Origin of the sequence: Rudaea sp. (genome assembly GCF_036560865.1) — a bacterium.
Taxonomy (GTDB): domain Bacteria; phylum Pseudomonadota; class Gammaproteobacteria; order Xanthomonadales; family Rhodanobacteraceae; genus Rudaea.
The window spans coordinates 1-19,260 of record NZ_DATBQK010000087.1 but is presented as its reverse complement, the minus strand read 5'-3'; the positions used below and the strand labels follow the sequence as shown (position 1 = coordinate 19,260).

General features: G+C 62.4%; 22 protein-coding genes. 14 read left to right on the top strand and 8 right to left on the bottom strand.

Annotated elements, in window-relative coordinates:
• From VIE67_RS09015 to VIE67_RS08995, 5 genes are all read left to right on the top strand, one after another.
• Window positions 1-695, top strand: a 695-nt coding sequence (locus tag VIE67_RS09015; RefSeq protein ID WP_332025386.1) for a DUF1800 family protein, incomplete at its 5' end; no start/stop codon positions are given.
• Window positions 696-703: 8 nt separating this feature from the next.
• A complete protein-coding gene (locus tag VIE67_RS09010) occupies window positions 704-2,131 on the top strand; it encodes a DUF1501 domain-containing protein (protein WP_332025385.1) in 1,428 nt (475 codons plus the stop codon).
• A gap of 58 nt (window positions 2,132-2,189) precedes the next feature.
• A complete protein-coding gene (locus tag VIE67_RS09005; RefSeq protein WP_332025383.1) occupies window positions 2,190-2,972 on the top strand; it encodes an SDR family NAD(P)-dependent oxidoreductase in 783 nt (260 codons plus the stop codon).
• Between the two features lie 150 nt (window positions 2,973-3,122).
• Window positions 3,123-3,686 carry an elongation factor P-like protein YeiP gene (yeiP, locus tag VIE67_RS09000; RefSeq protein WP_332025381.1) on the top strand — a complete coding sequence of 188 codons (564 nt, stop codon included), beginning with the start codon at window positions 3,123-3,125 and terminating at the stop codon, window positions 3,684-3,686.
• Window positions 3,687-3,693: 7 nt separating this feature from the next.
• Window positions 3,694-4,239 (top strand): GNAT family N-acetyltransferase, encoded by a 546-nt coding sequence (locus tag VIE67_RS08995; RefSeq protein WP_332025379.1) that lies wholly within the window; start codon window positions 3,694-3,696, stop codon window positions 4,237-4,239.
• Here VIE67_RS08995 and VIE67_RS08990 read toward each other — a convergent pair.
• Window positions 4,236-4,817 carry an NUDIX hydrolase gene (locus VIE67_RS08990; RefSeq protein WP_414707327.1) on the bottom strand — a complete coding sequence of 194 codons (582 nt, stop codon included), beginning with the start codon at window positions 4,815-4,817 and terminating at the stop codon, window positions 4,236-4,238. The two genes, VIE67_RS08995 and VIE67_RS08990, sit on opposite strands and share 4 nt — an antisense overlap.
• A 166-nt stretch (window positions 4,818-4,983) precedes the next feature.
• On the opposite strand from VIE67_RS08990, the gene VIE67_RS08985 reads away from it, so the two are divergent.
• Entirely contained in the window at window positions 4,984-6,492 is a 1,509-nt protein-coding gene (locus VIE67_RS08985; RefSeq protein ID WP_332025377.1) for an amino acid permease, read from the top strand.
• Window positions 6,493-6,635: 143 nt separating this feature from the next.
• The gene (locus VIE67_RS08980; RefSeq protein WP_332025376.1) at window positions 6,636-8,099 is read left to right on the top strand and encodes an amino acid permease; all 1,464 of its coding nucleotides are present in this window, start codon (window positions 6,636-6,638) and stop codon (window positions 8,097-8,099) included.
• A 24-nt stretch (window positions 8,100-8,123) separates the two neighbouring features.
• On the opposite strand, the gene VIE67_RS08975 is transcribed toward VIE67_RS08980, so the two are convergent.
• Window positions 8,124-9,653, bottom strand: coding sequence for a DNA recombination protein RmuC (locus VIE67_RS08975; protein WP_332025374.1), 1,530 nt, complete (start codon window positions 9,651-9,653; stop codon window positions 8,124-8,126).
• Between the two features lie 154 nt (window positions 9,654-9,807).
• Between VIE67_RS08975 and VIE67_RS08970 the strand changes: the two genes are divergently transcribed.
• The 7 genes from VIE67_RS08970 to VIE67_RS08940 all read left to right on the top strand — a co-directional run bounded on the left by VIE67_RS08970 (window position 9,808) and on the right by VIE67_RS08940 (window position 13,874).
• Entirely contained in the window at window positions 9,808-10,044 is a 237-nt protein-coding gene (locus VIE67_RS08970) for a ribbon-helix-helix domain-containing protein (RefSeq protein ID WP_332025372.1), read from the top strand.
• Window positions 10,031-10,369 carry a type II toxin-antitoxin system PemK/MazF family toxin gene (locus tag VIE67_RS08965; protein WP_332025370.1) on the top strand — a complete coding sequence of 113 codons (339 nt, stop codon included), beginning with the start codon at window positions 10,031-10,033 and terminating at the stop codon, window positions 10,367-10,369. Before VIE67_RS08970 ends, VIE67_RS08965 begins: the two co-directional genes overlap by 14 nt.
• Before the next feature lie 82 nt (window positions 10,370-10,451).
• On the top strand, window positions 10,452-11,081 hold the full coding sequence (locus VIE67_RS08960) for a methylthioribulose 1-phosphate dehydratase (protein WP_332025368.1): 630 nt from the start codon (window positions 10,452-10,454) through the stop codon (window positions 11,079-11,081).
• A complete protein-coding gene (locus VIE67_RS08955; protein WP_332025366.1) occupies window positions 11,078-11,638 on the top strand; it encodes a 1,2-dihydroxy-3-keto-5-methylthiopentene dioxygenase in 561 nt (186 codons plus the stop codon). Before VIE67_RS08960 ends, VIE67_RS08955 begins: the two co-directional genes overlap by 4 nt.
• A complete protein-coding gene (locus VIE67_RS08950) occupies window positions 11,635-12,066 on the top strand; it encodes a PH domain-containing protein (RefSeq protein ID WP_332025364.1) in 432 nt (143 codons plus the stop codon). The genes VIE67_RS08955 and VIE67_RS08950 overlap by 4 nt, the downstream gene beginning before the upstream one ends.
• A 13-nt stretch (window positions 12,067-12,079) precedes the next feature.
• Window positions 12,080-12,763 carry an acireductone synthase gene (gene mtnC, locus VIE67_RS08945; RefSeq protein WP_332025362.1) on the top strand — a complete coding sequence of 228 codons (684 nt, stop codon included), beginning with the start codon at window positions 12,080-12,082 and terminating at the stop codon, window positions 12,761-12,763.
• 67 nt (window positions 12,764-12,830) lie between these two features.
• On the top strand, window positions 12,831-13,874 hold the full coding sequence (locus VIE67_RS08940; RefSeq protein ID WP_332025360.1) for a C13 family peptidase: 1,044 nt from the start codon (window positions 12,831-12,833) through the stop codon (window positions 13,872-13,874).
• 39 nt (window positions 13,875-13,913) lie between these two features.
• On the opposite strand, the gene VIE67_RS08935 is transcribed toward VIE67_RS08940, so the two are convergent.
• From VIE67_RS08935 to hisB, 6 genes are all read right to left on the bottom strand, one after another.
• A complete protein-coding gene (locus VIE67_RS08935; protein WP_332025358.1) occupies window positions 13,914-15,383 on the bottom strand; it encodes a M20/M25/M40 family metallo-hydrolase in 1,470 nt (489 codons plus the stop codon).
• A 77-nt stretch (window positions 15,384-15,460) separates the two neighbouring features.
• Window positions 15,461-16,093 (bottom strand): bifunctional phosphoribosyl-AMP cyclohydrolase/phosphoribosyl-ATP diphosphatase HisIE, encoded by a 633-nt coding sequence (gene hisIE / locus VIE67_RS08930; protein WP_332025356.1) that lies wholly within the window; start codon window positions 16,091-16,093, stop codon window positions 15,461-15,463.
• Entirely contained in the window at window positions 16,090-16,860 is a 771-nt protein-coding gene (hisF, locus tag VIE67_RS08925; RefSeq protein WP_332025354.1) for an imidazole glycerol phosphate synthase subunit HisF, read from the bottom strand. Before hisF ends, hisIE begins: the two co-directional genes overlap by 4 nt.
• Before the next feature lie 100 nt (window positions 16,861-16,960).
• Window positions 16,961-17,686, bottom strand: coding sequence for a 1-(5-phosphoribosyl)-5-[(5-phosphoribosylamino)methylideneamino]imidazole-4-carboxamide isomerase (gene hisA, locus VIE67_RS08920; protein WP_332025352.1), 726 nt, complete (start codon window positions 17,684-17,686; stop codon window positions 16,961-16,963).
• Window positions 17,687-17,769: 83 nt separating this feature from the next.
• Window positions 17,770-18,363 carry an imidazole glycerol phosphate synthase subunit HisH gene (gene hisH / locus VIE67_RS08915; RefSeq protein ID WP_332025349.1) on the bottom strand — a complete coding sequence of 198 codons (594 nt, stop codon included), beginning with the start codon at window positions 18,361-18,363 and terminating at the stop codon, window positions 17,770-17,772.
• 24 nt (window positions 18,364-18,387) lie between these two features.
• Window positions 18,388-19,260, bottom strand: an 873-nt coding sequence (hisB, locus tag VIE67_RS08910) for an imidazoleglycerol-phosphate dehydratase HisB (protein WP_332025347.1), incomplete at its 5' end; no start/stop codon positions are given.

The following is a 19,260-nucleotide window of genomic DNA, read 5'->3' as shown; positions in this document are numbered from 1 at the left end:
GCCAGCTGATCCAGCACTTCGTCACCAGCAACCCAACCCCGGACTACGTCGCACGTGTGAGCGCCGTGTTCAGCGCGAATGGCGGCGATCTCGGCAAGGTGATCACCGCGGTGCTGACCGACAACGAAGCGCTGACCGGATCGATTCCGTCGCAATACCACAGCTACGTATTCGGCAAGGCGCGCGAACCGCTGCTCAAGCTCACTGCACTCTGGCGTTACTATGGCGCCGCCGCGCAAAATGGCTTGTATACATTTTCCAATCCGCAGACCAGCTACGCGCAACGCCCGCAGGGCGCAGCGTCGGTATTCAATTTCTATTCGCCGGGCTACCTGCCGCCCGGAGAGCTTGCCAGCGCCGGTTTGTTCGCGCCGGAATTCCAGATCCTCAGCGAATCCACCACAGTGACCACGGCCAACGACCTTACCAATCGCGTCGGCGCGTATGTCGGCAACAGCAAAAATACCGCAAGCACGATCGCGATCGATCTGGGTAATCTGAACGCTCTGGCAGCGAACTCCGGCGCTCTGGTCGACCAGGTCGATCACGACCTGCTTTACGGCAGCATGAGCGGGACGACGCGGACGAATCTGGTCAACCTGATCAATACCATGGCTGCGAGCAATCCCACGGCGCGCGCGCAGGCCGCATTGCAGCTCGTGCTTGCCTCGCCCGAATTCGCCATTCAGAAGTGAGACGCATCATGTCCACAGCATTCTCCCGTTCACGGCGCGATTTCCTGCGCGACGCCGCATGCAGCAGCATCGCCTGCGCCACCGGCGGTGCCCTGCTGACCCAGTTCGGCCTGATGAATTCCGCGCTGGCCCAGTCCTGCAGCTATGGCGCGGTCAACGACTACAAGGCCCTGATCTGCATTTTTCTGCTCGGTGGCAACGACTCGTGGAACATGCTGATCCCGAGCGACGCGGCGCGTTACGCAACCTACAGCACTTCGCGCAGCGGCGGCGCACCACAAGGCATGGCGATCGCGCAGAGCAGCCTCGTGCCGGTGAACGTTCTCGGCGCAGCCAGCGGCGAAACCTACGGACTGCATCCGAACCTCACCGAGTTGGCGAATGTTTTCAACAGCGGCAATGGCGCCTTCGTGGTGAATGTCGGCACGGCCCTGCAGCCGGTCACCAAGACGCAATATCTCAGCCCGGCCTATCCGGTCCCACCCCAATTGTTCTCGCACGCCGATCAGCAGGCACAATGGCAATACGGCCAGCCGCAGGAAAATGGTATCACCGGCTGGGGTGGCCTGATCGCGGATCGGCTGCATGTGCTCAATCCCGGCGCGACGATTCCGATGTCGATTTCCCTGAGCGGGCAGAATCGCTTTCAGGCCGGCGTTTCGGTCCAGCCCTATACCTTGTCGAGCAGTGGTCCCGCCGGCTTGTCGGGCTATACCGGCAGCGCTGGCGCTGCACGGCTGAGCACACTTGAGAGCATGCTCGCGGAAACCTATCCGGATCCGCTTTCACGCACGTACGCGTCTACCGTGAGCAATTCACTGGCCTACTACAATACGATGCAAGCCGCGCTGAGCAACGCCCCAGCGTTGACGACCCAATTCCCCACCAACAATCCGGTCGCCGCTGCGCTGGCGGAGATCGCCAAAATCATCTCGGTGCGCTCAACGCTCAAGGCGAATCGGCAGATATTCTTCATCAGCTATGGCAGCTTCGATACGCACGACAGCCAACTCGTCGAGCAGCCGCAGTTGTACACGACGATTTCCCAGGCCTTGGGCGCGTTTCATGATTGCACGGTCAACGATCTGGGAATTCCACAATCGATCACCACGTTCACCTTGTCCGAATTCGCGCGCACCTTGAACTCGAACGGCGACGGCACCGACCACGCTTGGGCCGGCATCCAGTTCGTCATGGGCGGCGCGGTAAAGGGTCAACGTCTTTACGGCGCGCCCGCAGCGAGTGGCAGCGTATTTCCCAACCAGGCGTTGAACGGTCCGGACTGTCTGGCGCGAGGACAGATGATTCCGGGTGTCTCCTGCGATCAGTATTCGGCAACGCTTGCGAGCTGGCTCGGCGTGCAAAGTTGCGATATCGCGACGATCTTTCCCTACCTGGGAAACTTCACGACGACGAATCTGGGCTTTCTCGGCTGAGGGAAGGGCCGATGTTCGGCTACAATGCGCGCCCTTGGACAACGACAGGGCGCGCGGCGTGCAAATCGATCAAACCAAAGCGGTCATAACGGGCGGCGTTTCCGGTCTCGGCCTTGCCGTCGCCAAACACCTTGTCGCGCACGGGGCGAAGGTTGCCCTGCTCGATATCGACGACGAGAAAGGCGCAGCGGCGGTGGCCGAGCTGGGCGCGGCGGCGGGTTATCAGCGCACCGATGTCACTTCCGAAAGCGATGTAGTCGCGGCGTTGAAACAGGCTGCCGAACGCATGGGCGGATTGAATGTCGCGATCAACTGCGCCGGCATCCTCGGCGCTGGCCGCGTGCTCGGCAAGGACGGCCCGATGCCGCTGAAGACTTTCCAGACCACGGTGTTGGTCAATCTGATCGGCAGCTTCAACGTGGCCAAGGCCGCCGCCGACCTGATGCAGCACAACGTGCCCGACGAAGGCAGACCGGGCGAAGACGGCGAACGCGGCGTGATCGTCAACACCGCATCGATCGCCGCCTATGAAGGGCAGATCGGCCAGGCTGCCTATGCGGCGTCCAAGGGTGGTGTGATCGGCATGACCCTGCCGATGGCGCGCGAATTCGCACGCATCGGCGTGCGCGTGATGACCGTCGCGCCGGGCGTATTCCACACGCCGATGGTCGGTGGTATGCCGGCCAATGTATACGAATCCCTTTGTGCACAAGTACCCTTTCCATCGCGCCTCGGCACACCCGAGGAATTCGCCGCGACCGTCGCTTTCATCCTCGAAAACCGCTACCTCAACGGCAGCGTGATTCGGCTGGATGGGGCGATTCGATTGGCACCGAAATGAGGCCGGGGAGATGAGTAGACGGGGAGACGGATAGAAGGAAGAACACTTCGCTGCGGTACGTTTCCCGTCTTCCCGTACGTCTCCCGTCTCACCGTCTGCCCGTCTGCCCGTCTGCCCAATTTCCCCAACCCATCAAGTCTCAATCTATTTATGAAAGCCTTCGAACTCAAACGCGGCAACGTCGTCGAACACAACGGCAAGGTCTGGCAGATTCGCGACATCGAACGCAGCTCGCCGCAGGCGCGCGGTGGCAATGTCACCTATCGCTTCATCATGTATTCGGTGCCCGGGGCGCAGAAGCTGGATCTGTCTCTGCGCGCCGACGACGATCTCAAGGAAACCGAGCTCGTTCGCCGCGCGGCAACTTTCTCCTACAAGGACGGCGAGGCATTCGTGTTCATGGACAGCGAGGATTACACCCAGTACACGCTCGACGCGGAGGCGGTCGGCGACGCGGCAGGCTATATCGTCGACGGCCTCGAAGGCTGCTATCTGCAATTGATCGACGATCAAGCCGTCGCCCTGCAGCTGCCGCAAACGGTGACGCTCCAGGTCGTCGACACCGCACCGGAACTGAAAGGCGCCACTGCGACCAAGCGGCCCAAACCCGCCAAGCTCAACACCGGCATCGAAATTCTGGTACCCGAATACGTGACCACCGGCGAGAAGATTCTGGTCAGCACGACGACGGGCGAATTCTCCGGCAGGGCATAAGCGCCAGATGTCCCCGCCCACGATCGCGTTGGCACCAGCTTTGCGCATTCGACCGGCGGCCTCTGCCGATGCGGTGGCTTTGGCCGATCTCGCCGAACGCACGTTCCGCGACACCTTCGCCGCCGTGAACACGCCTGCCAATGTGGCCGCGCATATCTCGGCGTCCTACAGTCCAGCGAAGCAACTGGCGGAAATCGGATCGCCGCAGATTCGTACCCTGCTCGTCGAACACGACGACTGCGCCATCGGTTACGCGCAACTGCGCAGCGGACACACACCGGAATGCGTAACCATGGGCGGCGCGATCGAGTTATGGCACTTCTATATCGACAAGGCCTGGCTCGGATGCGGCGTTGCCCAGCGCCTGATGGAGTCCGTTTTCGCTGAGGCTGCCAAACTTGGCATGCAAGCCATCTGGCTCGGTGTCTGGGAGCACAATCTGCGCGCGATCGCGTTTTATCGCAAATACGGGTTCCACGAAGTCGGCGCGCATGTATTTCATCTCGGTAACGATGCGCAGACCGATTCGATCATGGTTCGCGACCTCGTCTAAGTCGCTTGATTTTCGCGCAACCATTTGCGCGCCATGCGCCGCAACGAGTCGTCTGCGTCAGCGTCTTTCTCGACCGCAGCAATGTCGCGCCACCCCAGCGCATGTGATTCATCGCTGACTGAAAACGCCTCATTGCCGGTCGTGTGTACAACAAAGCGCACATCGTAGTGCCAGTGTGCTGGCTCATCGCCACGCGCCGGAATTTCGTGGCGATCCAGATCGAAAACTCCGGGTTCGACGACGAGATCGGACAAACCCGACTCCTCCTCCGCCTCGCGCAATGCGACGCGCGCGAGATCGGCATCGCCGTCGGCATGGCCACCAAGCTGCAGCCAGCGATCAAGCTTGCGGTGGTGGGTCAGCAATACACGCTGCCCATCTTTGCTGACCAGCCAAGCCGAACCGGTCAAATGGCCGTGGGCCAAGCTACGCTCGGCCGCATCGGCGTGCGCGCTCATGAAAACGCGAAACAGTGCGATCGAATCGGCCTCGTCGGCCTGCCGCTGGGCGTAGTCGTCAAGCAAGTCCAGCCAGCGCCGTTGGTGCGGTTGCAGGGATGGCGCTTGGGTTTCAGTCATTGGCTTGTGCAACACCGCTTGCTCGGCATCTTGTGGTCGCGTATTTTAGCCGATGCATCACGGCCCCGGACTGATCGAAGAAGGGCTGATGGTTGCACGACCATACGGCGGCCAGGTTGCTTCGGGTCGCCGTTTCGCAAAGCCACCAGCTCCGGGGAGCGCATCAATGCTTTTTTGGCGTGTAAAACCGCTCGACAAGATTCTCGAAACGGCTGAAAAGAAATCGCTCAAGCGCCAGCTCGGTCCAATCCAGCTGACCCTGCTCGGTATCGGTGCCGTGATCGGCACCGGTATCTTCGTCTTGACCGCCGAGGCCGGACAGAAAGCCGGTCCCGCCATGATGCTCGCCTTCGTCATCGCGGCCATCGTCTGCGGGCTTGCCGCGCTCGCCTATGCCGAACTGGCGGCGATGATCCCGGTATCCGGGTCAGCGTATACCTATACCTACGGCGTGCTCGGCGAATTCGTCGCATGGATCGTCGGCTGGGCGCTTGGACTCGAATACGGTATCGGCGCTGCCGTGGTCTGCGTCGGCTGGTCTGGCTACATGAACGGACTATTGGCGCATGCGGATCTTTTTGGTCTCGTGCAACCCGGCGCGCTAGCGCTACCAGAATATCTGCGCATGGGCCTGTTCGCTGGCGGCGGTTTCAACCTGCTCGCGTTCCTGATCGGCCTCGCGGTAACCGTGTTGCTGGTGATCGGCACCTCCAAGAGTGCGCGCGTCAACGCCGTGCTCGTGGCGATCAAGATCGTCGCGTTGACCATGTTCATCTTCGTCGCCTTCCCTGCAGTCAAGAGCAGCAATTTCGAACCATTCCTGCCCGGTGGCTGGGGCAGTCCGCTCGGCGGTGTCGGCGTGCTTGGCGCGGCGGCGTCGATCTTCTTCGCCTATGTCGGCTTCGACGCCGTGTCGACCGCAGCGGAGGAAACCAAGAATCCCAATCGCAATATCCCGATTGGTCTGATCGCTTCGCTGACGATCTGCACGATCTTCTATTTGCTGGTCGGCTACGCCGCGGCCGGTTCGGTAGGTGCGCAGCCGATGCTCGGCGCCGATGGCCTGCCGCTCGACCCTGGCACTCCGGCCATGGTGGCAGCCTGCGTCAACTCACAAGCCCTCGTCTGCAGCAACGAGCCACTCGCGCATGTGCTGCGCCTGCTCGGTCATAACGCTCTCGGCGACTGGATCGGCATCGCCGCGATCCTTGCCCTGCCCTCGGTCATTCTGATGATGATGTTCGGCCAGACCCGCATCTTCTTCACAATGTCGCGCGACGGTCTGCTGCCCGATGTGCTGTCGAAGGTGCATCCGCGCTTCTTCACCCCGCATGTGATCACGATCCTCACCGGCATCGTTGTCTCGATCTGCGCGGCGCTGTTCCCGGTCGGCAAGCTCGCCGATACCTCGAACTCCGGCACCCTGCTCGCGTTTGCCATGGTCTCGATCGGCGTGCTGATCCTGCGCAAGCAACAACCGGATCGTCCGCGCCCGTTCCGCACGCCATTCGCATGGATCGTCTGCCCGCTCGCGGTGTTCGGCTGCCTGCTGCTGTTCGTCAACCTGAGCATGACCGCGAAAGTGGTGTTCGTGGTGTGGGCCCTGATCGGCCTCGTGATCTACCGGTTGTATGGATACAAGCGCAGTCAGCTTGCTCCCGGCTATGTGGGTTGATCGAATGAGTGTCGGGTGATTGAAGCGGGCCGGCGTTCGCGCCGGCCAGTTTTTGAAGGACTCGGCTACAACGAATCAAGCGCTTGACGCGCTCGTTGAGGCGTCCATGCCTCACGTTGCAACTTCGCTGTATTGGAAATCGAATGCTCAAGCAACTGCTCCGCACCAAGCATCCGCTCGCCGTCAACAAGGAGGCAGGCGAACTGGAATTGCGCCGCACGCTCGGGCCCTGGGGCCTGACCGCGATCGGCATCGGTGCGGTGATCGGCGGCGGCATTTTCGTCATTACCGGCACGGCCGCGGCCGAGCATGCCGGTCCGGCGATCATCCTGTCCTTCGTGCTGGCGGCGATCTGCTGCACGTTCTGCGCGCTGTGCTATGCGGAGTTCGCGGCGATGGTGCCGGTATCGGGCTCTGCCTACTCCTATACCTACGCAACTTTGGGCGAAGGTGCCGCGTGGTTTATCGGCTGGATGCTGATCCTCGAGTACGGCGTGTCGGCCTCCGCGGTTGCGTCGAGCTGGACCGGCTACTTCGTCAGCCTGCTCGACCATGTCGGTATACATTTACCCGCCGCTTTGACCAACGCGCCGCTGGATGCGCAGCTCAAACCGACCGGCGCGGTCATGAACCTGCCCGCAGTGGGGATCGTGATGGCGCTGACCTGGCTGTGCTACATCGGCATCCGCGAGTCGGCCTCGGTCAATACCGTGATGGTCGCGTTGAAGGTTTGCCTGATCGTGCTCGTGATCTTCGCCGGTTGGAGCTATGTCGACACCAGCCTGTGGACGCCGTTCATTCCGGAGAGTCCCGAGCCCGGCAAGTACGGCTGGTCCGGCGTGCTGCGTGGCGCATCGATGGTGTTCTTCGCCTATATCGGTTTCGAGGCGACCTCGGTCGCTGCACAGGAATCGCTCAATCCCAAGCGCGACCTGCCGCTGGGCATGCTCGCGTCGCTGGCGATCTGCACCGTGCTCTACATCGGCATGGCCGCGGTACTCACCGGCCTGATGTCGTATACCCAGCTCGGCACCAGCGAGCCGGTAGTGACTGCCGTGGCTAGTCATCCGCAACTGGCCTGGCTGCGCTGGATCGTCGAAGTCGGTGCGCTGATCGGCCTGTCGAGCGTGATCCTGTGCATGGTTATCGGCCAGCCGCGCATCTTCATGATCATGGCCAACGACGGCCTGCTGCCGCCGGTGTTCTCGCGCATCCATCCGAAATATCGCACGCCGCATATCAACACGGTGATCACCGGCATCGGCATCGCCGTGCTTGCCGCGATATTTCCACTCGATATCCTTGGCGACCTGACTTCTATCGGCACCCTGATCAGTTTCGCCGCAGTCTGCGCCGGCGTGTGGATCCTGCGCATCTACCACCCCGAAATCCCGCGCCCGTTCCGCATCCCGGCCGCGCCGCTGATCTGCTTCCTCGGCGTGGCGAGCTGCCTGATCCTGCTGTCGACTTTCGGCTCGTACAACTGGTGGCTGACGACGATCTGGACTACCGTCGGATTCGTGCTGTACTTCAGCTACAGCTATCGTCACAGCAAGCTGCATCGCGAATTCGTCGCAGCTGCCGCACTGGCATCGCAGACCCACTAGCCACATCGCGACGAAGCGGACGTCTCACGGCGCGTCTTCGCGCGACCCGCCATTTCCATCCAGCCGGGCCTGCACTTCTTCCACCTGGGCGCGTTCGACCAGTTCCGCGGGCAGAGTCTTGCTCGCCTTGGCGCCAAGCTCGCGCAGTTTTTCCACTTGGCCAAGCAGATTGCCGCGCCCGGTATTGAGCTTGCCCGATGCCGACGCCAGTGAGCTGCGCGCCGCTTCGAACTTGTTGTGCGCATCCTGCAGATCGTCGACGAAGCCGGCGAATTTGTCGTAGAGCTTGCCCGCGCGGTCGGCGATTTCTAGCGCGTTGCGATTGCGATCGTCGAAGCGCCACAGGCTGCTCACTGTCTGCAGCGTCGCCAGCAGCGTCGAAGTCGTGACGATCACGATCTGCTTTTCCAGCGCGAATGCGTGCAGCGTGTCGTCATGGTGCACGGCTTCGATGTACGCCGCTTCGACCGGCACGAACATCAGCACGAATTCGAGCGAGTTCACCCCCGGCAGATCGCTGTAGCGTCGCTCCGCGAGCTGTTTCACGTGCGTTCGCAAGGAGGCCAGATGCGCCGCCAGGTATTCACCGCGTTCGTGCTCATCGGCGGACGCGCAGTAGCGTTCGTATGCTGTCAATGACACCTTCGCGTCGATGACCAGATCGCGCCCTTCGGGCAGACGCACGATCACATCCGGCCGTGAATTGGCACCGGATTCGCCGCGCAGCACCGTCTGGGTTTCGTATTGACGGCCCTTCTGCAGGCCCGACGCTTCGAGCAATCGTTCGAGTATGAGTTCGCCCCACGCGCCCTGCGTGCGCGATTCGCCTTTCAAGGCGCGCGCCAGATTCGTCGCATCGTCGCTGATGCGCTGATTGAGGTTCTTCAGCGCATCGATCTCGACCTTGAGCAATTGACGCTCGCGGCTCTCCTTGTCGTAAACGTCGTCGACGCGTTTGCGAAAGTCGCCGAGTTGCTCGCGCAAGGGGTTGAGCAGGACGCCGATCTGCGCCTGATTGTCTTCGCTGAACTTTTTGCCTTTTTCCTCGAGCAGATCGTTGGCCAGCGACTTGAACTTGTCGCTGAATTCGTCGCGTACGTGCTTGAGCAGGGTTTCGCGTTCCTGCGCCGCATGCTGTTGCTCGTTGATCCGCGTCGCCATTTCCGTCACGCGTTGCTCGGCGCGTTGGCAGGCCTCGCGCCACTTCAGCGATTCAGCGCGCGCGGCGGCAAGGTCGTTATCGGCTTGGGTCAATCTCTCCAGTCGCCCGGCCAGCGTCGCGCGTTCGTTGCCGAGTGCGAACAGGCGGCGGCGGTGCTCGTCCAGCTCGGTGCCGAGCGTCGCGTGTTCGCCCTGCAACCGCTGCAGATCACGGGTTGCCGCCTCATGTTCCGCGCTGAGCTGCGCGACTTCCGCATCGCGACTCGCCCGCCCCGCCAGCAGCGCCGCGCGCACGCGCGCGCGACCGAGCAGCCACGCAATCAGCATACCGAGCGCAAACGCGCTCAGCGCAATCAGGCCCCACCACACCACATCATTTGGAATCGTCGGCACGTCGCACTCACCCGCTTTCAAGCCATGTGGCAATTGTGACAGCGTACAGTCTCAGTTGGCGAGATTGGATTTCGTACGTCGCACAACCTGTCATATTTCCTCTGGCGATGCGCGCCTTGTTGCCGCGGTCATACTCCGGTGATACCATCGCAGCATGAAAGTTGCCATCTCGGTTCCCAATCCCGTGTTCAAGGCCGCGGAGCATCTTGCCCGGCAACGCAAGGTATCGCGCAGTCAACTCTATTCGGAAGCGCTTTCCGCATATCTTGGTTCGCGCGGCGCCGACGCGGTCACGGCGAAACTCAATGCCGTTTATGACGCGGAGTCGTCTGGCCTGGACGACGTGCTGGCGCATGCTCAGCTTCGATCCGTAGCCGATGAAACGTGGTGAAATCTGGTGGGCGTCCCTGCCGGCTCCGGCTGACTCCGGACCGGGAATGCGACGGCCGGTGCTCGTCGTTCAATCCAATCCGTTCAATGAGAGCCGCATCGCCACGGTCATCGTCGCGGTGATCACCTCGAATCTTGCCCTGGCTGAAGCGCCGGGCAATGTGCGTATCGGCAAATCCGATTCCGGCTTGGCCAAACCTTCGGTCGTGAATGTGTCGCAGGTTCTGACTATCGATCGAACACTGCTTACCCAGCGTGTTCGCGCGTTGCCCGGCTCCGCGATGCAACGCGTCGACGAGGGCCTGAGACTGGTTTTCAGTCTGTGAGAACATCGACGAGCTATCGTCGCCGTCATACGCACGCGCTAAAATGGTGCCGCACATTCGTACTGAGTGGACGGAGCTGACTTTGGCCTACACAACCCCCCACCTCGCCGCCTGCGCGCAAGCGATCGCCGCCGCCGGATTGCGGCTCGCGGCGCGCGGCCTGACTCCGGCCACGAGCAGCAATTTTTCCATGCGCCTGGACGACGCGCATGCCGCGATCACGATTTCCGGCCGCGACAAGGGTGCGCTGACGGCGGACGACGTCATGGTCGTGGATATGCACGGGCACGCCGTAGGTAGCGCAACACGGCCGTCGGCGGAAACGCTGCTACATACGCACGTTTATCAGCGCTTCGCCGGCGCCAACGCGGTGCTGCATACGCATTCGCTCGCGCAGACCGTCGCCTCGCGCCTGTATGCAAGCAGCGGCGTGATCCGCTTCGAGGGCTATGAACTGCAGAAGGCGATTGCGGGTCACACGACGCACGAGTCGCAACTGGATCTGCCGGTTTTTCCCAATACGCAGCACATGCCGGAGCTGGTCGAAAAGGTGGATACTTGGATTGCCGCGAACAAGCCTCTATATGGTTATCTTATCGACGGACACGGCATCTACACCTGGGGCCGCGACATGGCCGAAGCCGAGCGGCATATCGAGGCGTTTGAATTTCTGCTCAATTGCGAGCTGGACTTGCGGAAGTTGAGATCATGAGCGAACTGCGCATCTATTCCGAAACCGACGGCCGCACGCCGTTGCACACGTTCACCTGGCATGCCGATATCTCGCGCGAGTTGAACGCGGTCGGCGTGCGCTTCGAGCAGTGGGAGGCGTCCAAGCCGGTCGTGCCTGGCGCGAGTCAGGACGAGGTCATCGCCGCATACCGCGAGGATATCGGGCGCCTGCAGCGCGAACAGGGCTACCAGGCGGTGGATGTGATCAGCCTCACGCCCGATCATCCCGACCGCGCCATGCTGCGCCAGAAGTTTCTCAACGAACACTCGCATTCGGAGGACGAAGTGCGTTTCTTCGTCGCCGGCCGCGGCCAGTTCACATTGCATATCGGTAAAAAAGTATACGAAGTGCTGTGCATGCAGGGCGATCTGATCGGCGTGCCGGACAACACGCGGCACTGGTTCGACATGAGCGAGGCGCCCTACTTCGTCGCGATCCGCCTGTTCACCAACAAGGAAGGCTGGGTGGCGAATTTCACCGGCAGCGATATCGCCCAGCAGTTTCCGCGCCTGCGCGCGCAGCCGCTGGCCGCATGAGTTACCTCGACGAATCGCTGGCACCGGGCGAAGTGGTCGTCGCCCGCTTCGCGCTGCATTGGACGGCCAAGGGCCGACTGATTTTCGGCATCGTATTGATCCCGCTCGTGGTCGGCATTTTCATCACGATCTACGAGTGGCTGCGTCTGCGCGCAATCGAACTGGGCGTGACCAACCGACGCGTCGTGCGCAAGACCGGCATCATGAGCCGCGAAACCGAGGAACTGCGCCTGTCAGCGATCGAAACCGTCGACCTGCGTCAGAGCACTTGGGGCCGCATGCTCGGCTTCGGCGACGTGCGCGTGACCGGACGCGGTGAAAGCAGCCTCATATTCTCGCGCGTGGTCGACCCGGTTGCGGTCAAGCGCGCGATCGAATCCGCGTATGCGGCGAATGTGGAGCAAGGCAGCGCAGGGCCAAGAACTTGATCCGCGCAACGCAATGATCAAAGCCATAGTCACCGACATCGAAGGCACCACGAGTTCGATCAGCTTCGTCAAGGACGTGCTGTTTCCGTATGCGCGCAAACACCTGCCCGCGTTCGTCGTCACCCACGCGGACAAACCCGAGGTGCAGCACTGGTTGCACGAGGCCGCACGCGAAGATGGCCTGGTCTCGGCCAGCCTGCAGGAAGTCATCGGCCTGCTGCTGCGCTGGACCGACGAAGACCGCAAAGCCACACCGCTCAAGGCCTTGCAGGGCTTGATCTGGGACGAGGGCTATCGCAGCGGCGAATTCCGCGGGCACGTCTACCATGATGTTGCGGAAAACCTGCAAAAGTGGAAAAGGCAGCAGATTGCCCTGTATGTTTACTCGTCGGGCTCGGTCGCCGCACAGAAGTTGTTGTTCGGCCACAGCGATGCGGGCGATCTGACACCGCTGTTCACCGGCTACTTCGACACCGAAATCGGCGCCAAGCGCGAAGTCGACTCCTATCGCCGCATAGCCGTCGCGATCGGGTTGCCCGCGGAGGATATCCTGTTCCTGTCCGACATCGTCGAGGAACTCGACGCGGCACGCGCCGCCGGCCTGCGCACCACGCTTCTCGCACGCGCACCGTCCGATTGTCCTGCAGCGGGTGCGCATCCGTGCGTCGCCGATTTTTCCTCGATTACGCCGGACTGAGCCCTGCTACAATGCGCGCAGCGGTCGCCGCCCGTAGCGACACGCGCATGGATAGCCCGCGCGCCACATGAAACTCCGACTCCTTATCGCTTTCATTCTGGCCTTCGTTTTCGGCGCCCTGATCGCGGCGGGCACCCTGCATCCAGCGAAAATCGTCACGGCAAACCCACCTGCCGGCGCGACCGAACCGGCGGACACGGACGCTCCGGACGACAGCGCTGATCAGCATCCCGTGGCCTGGCCCGCAAGCGTCGGTTCACCGGAACAGGTCATGTACGCGCAGGCGCAGCGTCTCAACGAAGCGCTGGCCAGGCTTGCACCGCGTACCGAAGGCAAGACCAATCTGTACCTGATCCTGTTCGCCGGCGACGGCGAGGAAAACGTGTTCCGCAACGAGGTGGAATACGTGGAAACCCTGTTCACCAGGCGCTTTGCCGCGGCGGGCCACATACTGAGCCTGATCAACAACCCCTCCACGCTCGACCGCCGCCCGATCGCCAGCCTGTCGAACCTGGAAATCGCCATCGACGCGCTCGGCAGGAAGATGAATCCGCAACAGGACGTGCTGATGGTCTTCATCACCACGCACGGTTCGCGCGAACATGAGCTCTACGTCAGTCTGGATCCGCTGCCGCTGGACCAGATCGAGCCTGAGGATCTTGCCAATCTGTTTTCCGACTCGCCGATCAAGCACCGTGTGTTCGTGATTTCGGCCTGCTACGCGGGCGGCTTCATCGATGCGCTGAAGAACGACGACACGATGATCATCGCCGCCGCACGCAAGGACCGCGCCTCGTTCGGCTGCGGCACGCAGTCGGAGATCACCGATTTCGGCCGCGCGTTTTTCGTCGACGCGCTGAACCACACCGCGTCTTTTCCGCAAGCGTTCGCCGAGGCGCGCAAGCTGATCGACGCCTGGGAAACGCGCGACAGCGAAGAACACTCCTATCCGCAGATGTCGAGTGCGCCGAAAATCGAAGCCAGCCTCAAGGCGTGGAGCGACGGCATCAAGCTCGGCGCACCCGTGCCGTTCGCTGCCCCGCCGCAGAATCGCCACCGGCCCACGCCGGACAACCACAACCCGCAGGTCGTGGCGTTCGCGCGAGGCTGAGGTTCAATCCTCCAACTGGGGCCGAGGCTGCGCATCGGCTCAAGATTTCGTCAGCACCTTCAGAAAGCGGTAGTAAAACTCCACACCGTCATCGTAGGCAGCAATGCGCACGCGCTCGTCCTTCCCGTGCGCGCGCACATCGTCGCGATCGATCGCGATACCGGATACGCCGTAGCTCGGAATCCCCGCGGCCATCGTGTAGATGCTGTCCGACGCACCGGTTTCCATCTCGGGCACGATCGGAATCCCCGGCCACATCTTGCCGACGACGGCGTGGAGCGCGTCGAATACATCCTTGCGCGGCGGCGGCGGCGTCATCGCCTTCTTGTCCGGCGCCTTGTCCAGCGGCTTGGCGGTCGCCGGGTCGACGTAACGCACGCTGAGTTTGGGCTCGTTGAAGATATGGATCAGATCCTGGCGCACTTCCTCGGGCGAGTGACCCGGCAGGATGCGGCAATTCACGTTCGCCGTCGCGCGTTGCGGCAGCGCGTTGTTGGCATGGCCGGCGGCGAGCAGCGTGGTGACGCAGGTGGTATGCAAAGTCGAGTTGTAGCGCGGATCCTGCGACAGGCGCGCGATCGCGTCCGCATCGGGCGGTGTCGCCAGCACGGCCTTGATATCGCGGCTGCGCGTGCCGTCCTCGATCGTCTGCATATGCTCCAGCCACGCCCGCGTGACCGCATTCAACTCGAACGGAAACGGCGTCGCCTGCAGATGGTTGAGCGCACCGGTGAGTTCGTAAATCGCATTGTCGGGGCGCGGCAGCGAGCTATGTCCGCCGGGGTTCGTCGCAGTCAGCTCGAAATCCGCGTAGAGCTTTTCCGTCGCTTCGACATTCATCAGGACCGGCTTGGCCGCGTCCGCATCGACGCCGCCGGAGTCGGGATTGAGCGCGAACTCGGCGTCGATCAGATCACGATGATTCTTCAGCAGCCAGTCTACGCCGTTGTCGGTGCCGCCCTCTTCGTCCGCGGTCAGCGCAAGGACGATGTCGCGGTCCGGTACAAAACCTTCTTTCTTGAAGCGGATCAGCGCGGCCATCGCGATCGCATCGGCGCTTTTCATGTCCTGCGTGCCACGGCCGTACCAATAGCCGCCCTTCTCGGTGAACACGAACGGATCGGTCGTCCAGTCCTCGCGCTTCGCCTCGACCACATCCAGATGGCCGATGATCAGTACGGGTTTGTGCTTGCCATTGCCGTGCAGGCGCGCGACGAGATTGCCGCGCTTCGGATTGGGGCCGACCAGCACCTGCGCGTCCTGCGCGGCGAACCCGGCATCGAGCAGTCGCTTCTGCATCGCCTTGGCCGCGATCGTGGTATCGCCGACCGAATCGGTCGTGTTGATTTCGATCAGTTGCTTGAAAATCGCGCGCGCAAGCGGATTGGGTGCGCTCGTGGCCTGCACGTTGAACGCGATTGCGCCGAAGACTGCCAGAACGATGCCACGACGGGGTAAACAACGGATGGTTTGCGAATTCGTGCCAGTTGCCAGCTTGCTTCGAGTCATTAGCGCGGCGCCTGCGGATGTCGGTCGCCCAATCATGCCATAGCCGCCGGAAACCGCGTAGGTCGGGGTGACCCCGACTATTTTGCGGCGTGGCGCTGGCGCAATTCCGCGACTACATCGGTGAAGTCGATGCCGCGTGCGCGCAGCAACACCAGCAGATGAAAAATCAGATCGGCCGATTCGCAGCGCAAAGCCGCTTCGTCCTGCGCGACCGCGGCGAGCACGGTTTCGACACCTTCCTCGCCGACCTTCTGCGCGATGCGGCGCACACCGTCGTCGAACAGCTTCGTGGTATAGCTGTCGGCGGGACGCTCGCGCTCGCGTTGCGCGATCAGTGCATCGAGATCGGCGAGAAAAGCGAGCGGCGGTAAGCTGGCGTCGCCGAAACAACTCTGCGTGCCCAAATGGCAGGTCGGCCCGAGCGGTTCTGCGGTAATTAAGAACGTGTCGTTGTCGCAGTCCGCGCGCAGCGATTTCAACAGCAGGAAGTGGCCCGAAGTCTCGCCTTTCACCCACAGGCGCTGCTTGCTGCGACTGTAAAACGTCAGTTTTCCACTTTGCTGCGTCTGCGCCAGCGCCTCCGCGTTCATGTAGCCAAGCATCAGCACGCTGCCGTTCTGCCAGTGCTGCACGATCGCTGGCAGCAAGCCGTCGCCCTTGCCCCAATCGAGTTTGCTCAGATCAGGTTTGCTCGAATCGAAAGTCGTCATGGCCTCACCGCAATGCCTTCAGCACGCAAATAGCGTTTGAGATCGGAAATCGGAATCGCACCGGAATGAAATACACTCGCCGCGAGCGCGGCGTCGACATCGGCTTTGTCGAATACCTCGCGGAAGTGGTCGATCGCGCCTGCACCGCCCGATGCGACCAGCGGCACATCGCAGATCGCGCGCATGGCGCACAGTTGTTCGAGGTCGAAGCCGGCCCGCACGCCGTCGGAGCCCATGCAATTGAGTACGATCTCGCCCGCGCCGCGTCGCTGGGTCTCCGTCACCCAGTCCAGTGTCAATCGCGCGAGCGCCTTGGTCTTCGTCGGGTCGCCGGTGTATTGGCGCACGCGCCACTGGCCGTCGTCGTCGCGCAGCGAATCGATGCCGACCACAACGCACTGCACACCGAACGCGTCGGCAAGCTCGTCGATCAGGTCCGGGCGCTCGAGTGCGGGCGAATTCACCGAGACCTTGTCCGCTCCCGCGTACAAAATTGCGCGAGCTTCGTCGGCGTTGCGGATGCCGCCGGCGACGCAGAACGGAATATCGATTACGCGCGCCACGCGCGCGACCCAGTCGCGATCGACCGAGCGACCCTGCGGGCTTGCGGTGATATCGTAAAACACCAGTTCGTCCGCGCCCTGGTCGCGATAGCGCTGGGCCAGATCGACGATATCGCCCATTTCGACGTGATCGCGGAAGCGCACGCCTTTTACGACCTTCCCATCGCGGACATCGAGACAGGGAATGATGCGGCGGGTCAACATGCGCGCTGCCCCCACCCCTTGCCCTCCCCCGCTGCGCGGAGGAGGGGGAGTGATCGTCGCGCTGCGCGCGACCTCGGTACTTGATTGAAGCGGCGCCGGGTCAGCATGCAAATGCCTCGGCCAAGGTTAACTGCCCTTCGAGCAGACTGCGTCCAAGCACGACTCCGGCCAGCTTCTGCGCGCGCAGGGCGCGCACATCGGCGACATCGCGCACACCGCCCGAGGCGATCACCTCCAGAGTCGGCGCGATCTGCGCGAGGTGCGTATACAAATCCAGATTTGGACCCGAGAGCATGCCGTCGCGGCTGATATCGGTGCAGAGCAAGTGCATGGCTCCCGCAGCGGCATAGCGCGGCGCAAGTTCGTCCAGCGTCGCGCCTTCGCTTTGCGTCCAACCCGCGCTCGGCAGGGTCCATACGCCGACGTCGTTGCGCGTATCCAGGGCGATGCAGATGCTGTCCGCACCGTATTTGGAAATCCACCCCTGCACCAGGCCCGGATCGCGCACCGCGACGCTGCCGACAACGACTCGTGCCACCCCGGCGTCGAACAGACGCTTCAGGTCGTCTTCGCCGCGCACGCCGCCGCCGGCTTGCACTCGCAGTTTTCCCGCCGTCGCGATCGCGGCGATCACGCGCAGATTTTCCATTTCGCCCGAGCGCGCGCCATCGAGATCGACCAGATGCAGCCAGCGTGCGCTCGCGGCAGCATAGTCGTGTGCGAGCATGAGCGGATCGAGCGCGTAGCGCGTTTCCTGAGCGTAGTCGCCCTGCTTCAGGCGTACGACCCGACCTGCGCGCAGATCGATGGCGGGGATAATTTCCACTATGTCCGATACACGAAAGAAAGATTGAACCACGGAGAAAACGGAGAACACGGAGACAGCAAGAGCGAGAATACGTTTGCCTTTTACAAATCAATGAAATTCTGCAGCAGCTTCGCACCGACTGCGGCGGAGCGCTCGGGGTGGAACTGGGCGCCGTAGAAATTGCGCTGCTGCACGACCGCGGAAAACGCGCCGCCGTAGTCGGCGCTGGCCAGCGTGTAGTCGCCGATCGGCGCGGCATAGCTGTGGACGAAGTATGCGAAGGCGCTATCGCCGATACCGTTCAGCAAGGGGCTGGAGCGCTGCGGGTGCAACGAGTTCCAGCCCATATGCGGTACACGCAAATCCCTGGTTTTGGAAAAAATCCGCAAGCTTCCGGGGATCAGCCCAAGGCACGTCGTGTCGCTTTCTTCGGAATGCTCGAACAGCAACTGCATGCCGAGGCAGACACCGAGCACGGGCTGGGTCAGACTGCGCACGACATCGACCAGACCCACCTCGCGCAGACGCGCCATGCCCGGTGCCGCAGCGCCGACGCCGGGCAGGATCACATGCGTCGCCGCGCGGATTTCGCCAAGATCGGCGCTCAAGCGCGCATCGACGCCGAGGCGCTCCAGCGCATAACGCACCGAACCGATGTTGGTACCGCCGGAGTCGACCAGAACGACGGAAGGCATTTCAAAAACTCTGCTCGGCAGCCATTAGAGCATGCCTTTAGTGCTCGGCAGCTCCGAACCTTCGCGGCGCAACGCCGTGCGCAGCGCGCGCGCGACCACCTTGAAACAAGCTTCGACCATGTGATGCGCATTGTCGCCGCGCACGGCCAGATGCAGATTCGCACCGAGCGTGTCGCACAGCGAGCGGAAGAAATGCGGCACCAGCTCGGTCGGAATATCGCCGACGCGATCGCGCGGGAAGGAACCGTCGAACACGAAATAGGCGCGTCCTGACAGGTCCAATGCAGCGCGCGCGATGGTTTCGTCCATCGGCAAGGTGATAGCAATGGTCGCATCTCCGGTGGGCGTTTCCGCGGCGGCGCCGTAGCGCCCGATACCGCGCTTGTCGCCGAGCGCCTTGCGCAGCGCCTGCCCGAGTGCGAGCGCGCAATCCTCGATTGTATGGTGCTCGTCGATATGTGTGTCGCCTTCGCAGCTCAGGCTCAGCGCAAAGCCGCCATGCTTACCGAGTTGCTCAAGCATATGATCGAAGAAGCCGAAGCCCGTGCTGACCTTTGGCTCGGCGTTCGCATCCAGATCCACTTGCACGGAAATGCGCGTTTCCTTGGTGCGGCGCTCGACGACGGCACGACGCGGCGCATCGCAGAGTTCGTGCACAATCGCGTTCCAGCTCCACTCACCGGTGTCGAGGCGAAAGCTGCGTATGCCCAGATTCGCGGCGAACTGCGCATCGGTTTCGCGGTCGCCGACCATCGCCGACTGCGTGCGGCTCCAGTCGTCGTCGGCCAGATAATGGCGCACCAGCCCGATACCCGGCTTGCGCGTGTCCTTGCCTTCGTGCGCGAAACTCGGATCGATCAGAACTTCGTGGAAGGTAATGCCCTGCGAGGCGAAAAT

Bases quoted from the DNA above. Each gene is read 5' to 3' on its own strand.
- VIE67_RS09010 (WP_332025385.1), top strand. From the start codon at position 704: ATGTCCACAGCATTCTCCCGTTCACGGCGCGATTTCCTGCGCGACGCC.
- yeiP (WP_332025381.1), top strand. From the start codon at position 3,123: ATGAAAGCCTTCGAACTCAAACGCGGCAACGTCGTCGAACACAACGGC.
- VIE67_RS08995 (WP_332025379.1), top strand. From the start codon at position 3,694: ATGTCCCCGCCCACGATCGCGTTGGCACCAGCTTTGCGCATTCGACCG.
- VIE67_RS08990 (WP_414707327.1), bottom strand. From the start codon at position 4,817: ATGACTGAAACCCAAGCGCCATCCCTGCAACCGCACCAACGGCGCTGG.
- VIE67_RS08985 (WP_332025377.1), top strand. From the start codon at position 4,984: ATGCTTTTTTGGCGTGTAAAACCGCTCGACAAGATTCTCGAAACGGCT.
- VIE67_RS08980 (WP_332025376.1), top strand. From the start codon at position 6,636: ATGCTCAAGCAACTGCTCCGCACCAAGCATCCGCTCGCCGTCAACAAG.
- VIE67_RS08970 (WP_332025372.1), top strand. From the start codon at position 9,808: ATGAAAGTTGCCATCTCGGTTCCCAATCCCGTGTTCAAGGCCGCGGAG.
- VIE67_RS08965 (WP_332025370.1), top strand. From the start codon at position 10,031: ATGAAACGTGGTGAAATCTGGTGGGCGTCCCTGCCGGCTCCGGCTGAC.
- VIE67_RS08955 (WP_332025366.1), top strand. From the start codon at position 11,078: ATGAGCGAACTGCGCATCTATTCCGAAACCGACGGCCGCACGCCGTTG.
- VIE67_RS08950 (WP_332025364.1), top strand. From the start codon at position 11,635: ATGAGTTACCTCGACGAATCGCTGGCACCGGGCGAAGTGGTCGTCGCC.
- mtnC (WP_332025362.1), top strand. From the start codon at position 12,080: ATGATCAAAGCCATAGTCACCGACATCGAAGGCACCACGAGTTCGATC.
- VIE67_RS08940 (WP_332025360.1), top strand. From the start codon at position 12,831: ATGAAACTCCGACTCCTTATCGCTTTCATTCTGGCCTTCGTTTTCGGC.
- VIE67_RS08935 (WP_332025358.1), bottom strand. From the start codon at position 15,383: ATGACTCGAAGCAAGCTGGCAACTGGCACGAATTCGCAAACCATCCGT.
- hisIE (WP_332025356.1), bottom strand. From the start codon at position 16,093: ATGACGACTTTCGATTCGAGCAAACCTGATCTGAGCAAACTCGATTGG.
- hisF (WP_332025354.1), bottom strand. From the start codon at position 16,860: ATGTTGACCCGCCGCATCATTCCCTGTCTCGATGTCCGCGATGGGAAG.
- hisH (WP_332025349.1), bottom strand. From the start codon at position 18,363: ATGCCTTCCGTCGTTCTGGTCGACTCCGGCGGTACCAACATCGGTTCG.